Raw genomic sequence first — 2,566 nt, forward strand, 5'->3', positions numbered from 1 at the left:
CCAGCGGGCGTGGACTTCGCGCATCAGGGCCGCCAGTTGGGGGTCCATGGTCATCGACGCCCTGGCCATGAGGTCCAGGCCTTGTCCGGAGCAGGTGACCGAGCGGCGCCTGGCCCGTTCGGCGGCGCCGCGTTCGGTGCGGCCGGGGTCGATCTGGTCCAGCAGGCGGTGGGCGTTCTCTTGTAGGCGGCGGGTCGTGGCCCGTTCGGCGGCCAGGGCGATCAGTTCGGTTTCGAGGCGGTTGCGCTCGTCGTCGTCGACCTCGTCCGGTAGCGCGGCCAGGGTGGTGTTGATGATCTTCAGGTGTCCGGCCGAGATTCGTCCGGCCGCGGTGGCGGCCATGCGGGCGGTGTCGGCGATCGAGGAGTCCTCGAGGCGGCCGCGTGCCTCGCCGGGTGCCAGGCCGAGCCCGCCGGTGAGCATCTGCCGTTCGTTGATGTAGCCCATCTGTCTGGCGGCGCCGGTTCTCCGCGCCTCGGCCATGACGCGGGCTTGGGTGGCGCGCAGGCGACGTTGGGCCTGCTCGAGCGCGACGAGTTCGGCGTGCACCTGCGCCGCGCCCGCCTCGGACCAGTCGCGGCCAAGGTGCGCATCGAGCGCGGACAGCACGGCCGCCAGCTCACCACTCGCCGTGGAGGCGCTGCCCGCACCACTCATCCTGTCGCTCATGCGTTCGATTAGATCATCCGAGTACGACACGAACCCGTCACCGCAGGTCACGCCGACCGGCGCGACGTGGCCGCGCGTCGGATGACCCACCCGCAGGCCCCGCCCAGCTGCAAAGATCACTGGCTGTGACCGCGCATCGATTCAAACATGGCCCGGAAAACTCGCCGCAATGCCTCCAGTTCGAGATCTCAGGGCGACGGTGGAACCGTTCGGCCGGGCGGGGCGTCGTACAGGTTGTGGGAAGAAGTAGAGCTGTGTGCGGCGCGCTCGTTGCGGCCCTCGTGGTGCTGTCCGGGTGCGCGTCGGCGGACGGGGGAGAAGAGGCGCCGACGACGACGAGTTCCGCCGCTGCCGAGGAGTCCGGCAATCCGTGGGATCTGCCGGTCGAGCGGAGGCCCGCCCTCTTCGACCCGTGTGCCGAGATCCCAGTTGAAGCCATCGAGAAGGGGGTCGGGAAAGCTGTCGAACCGATGGACAGCCTTATGCGCCACGAGCCGGGGATTCTGATGTCGTGCGGTTGGCGAAGCTCAGAGGTGCAGTTCACCGCGCTGTCAACCTGGAAGTCACGCGCCGAATATCTCGCAGATCGATCCTTTGTCGTGCGGGATCGAGAGTATTCGAAGTCGGGAAGGTCGAGCCTCCGACTAGTGGAGAAGGGCGACAATTCTGGAGGAACGTGCCTTCAGGTGTTCTTCACACGCGTCGGGACGGTCTGGGTGAAGCTTGATTCAACCAGTGGCCTAGGTGAATTCAAGGGTGAGCAGTTGGTAAAGGCATGCGACGCGTTAGATGACGCGATCGAACCTGTTATGCCATACATACCCGAGGGAGATTTCAGGTGACTGTCAACCTTGTTCCGGAGGCTGCGAACTCCTGCGTGCGAGCGAGCGATGAGTTCGCCGATACCGTCAGGGAGATTGCTAATACAACATTAGTGAATAGCCAACGGGGGCACGTGGGGTCATTCCCCACCGCAAGGCAGATTGGCGCGGTGTATTCGCTCTTCGTGGACGACGACCTCCGGATGCTATTGAACGGCTTCGTCGATCAAGCTCGCGCAATGTCTCTCCTCTTCGCCGCAGCTGGCGGGTTGATCGAGGCGCAGGATGAGGCGTTGGCGGGGGCGCTATCGAAGGCGGCCGAGGAGCCGGCGGGGCTGCAGAGCCTGGGTGTGATTCGTGCCGGGGAGAATGAGGGGTTCATTCTCGAGGATGCGTGCGTGATGGGTGGCTACGGGCGGGTGGGTCCGGAGGACGTGTCGGATTCGCCGTTGGAGCGGATCGCCCAGTGTGCGCAAGCACTGCAGCCCGAGCAGTTCAGCGAGATCCAGCAGCGGGCGGGAGCGGTCTCCGAAGCGCTTCACTCCGCGGCCACGCAACTTCAGGCCGACCTGAGCACTGTGCTCGGGCACGGGTGGCAGGGCGAGTTCGCGGTGAGTGCCCAGGACTCGGTGAGGGGCCTCGTCCGCTCGGCGGTGGCGCTGTCTGGCGAGTTGGAGAAGGTCGCCGAGAAAGCCGGGCGCGCACACGACGGGTTCCACACCACGCGCACGAACGTGGCCGAGCAGGCGGCCCAGGCGCAGCTCGCGCAGCTGTCCGGGCGCGAGCTCGGGCCCGCGGGACTGTCGGCGGCCGCCGCGTCACGAGCCCAGCAGGCCGCGGCGGAAGAGCAGGCGCGGGCGATCGTCAACACTGAGTACAGCCCCGCGGTGATGGACGCCAACCTCGACGATCTGGACTTCACCGCCGCCTACCGGGTGGTCTCCACGACCGCACTGGGCGGGCCCGAGGGCATCGACATGGCGCGGGTCTGGAACACCGAGGGCATCGCGCGTCCGGCGCGGCCGGCCGCGCCGAACCCGGCCACGCTCGCCGCGCTCACCACGGGCGCCGGGGAG

General features: G+C 67.4%; 3 protein-coding genes. 2 read left to right on the plus strand and 1 reads right to left on the minus strand.

Annotated elements, in window-relative coordinates; translation table 11 throughout:
* Nucleotides 1-669, minus strand: a 669-nt coding sequence (locus tag HMPREF3086_RS19455; protein WP_246830876.1) for a DUF222 domain-containing protein, incomplete at its 3' end; no start/stop codon positions are given.
* A gap of 254 nt (nucleotides 670-923) precedes the next feature.
* Here HMPREF3086_RS19455 and HMPREF3086_RS17830 point away from each other — a divergent pair.
* Both HMPREF3086_RS17830 and HMPREF3086_RS02820 read left to right on the plus strand, forming a co-directional pair.
* A complete protein-coding gene (locus tag HMPREF3086_RS17830; RefSeq protein WP_167349533.1) occupies nucleotides 924-1,511 on the plus strand; it encodes a DUF3558 family protein in 588 nt (195 codons plus the stop codon).
* 164 nt (nucleotides 1,512-1,675) lie between these two features.
* The coding region (locus tag HMPREF3086_RS02820) for a WXG100 family type VII secretion target (protein WP_210401825.1) at nucleotides 1,676-2,566 on the plus strand (891 nt) is incomplete at its 3' end.

It is taken from the genome of Dietzia sp. HMSC21D01, from assembly GCF_001815995.1.
Lineage (GTDB): Bacteria > Actinomycetota > Actinomycetes > Mycobacteriales > Mycobacteriaceae > Dietzia > Dietzia cinnamea.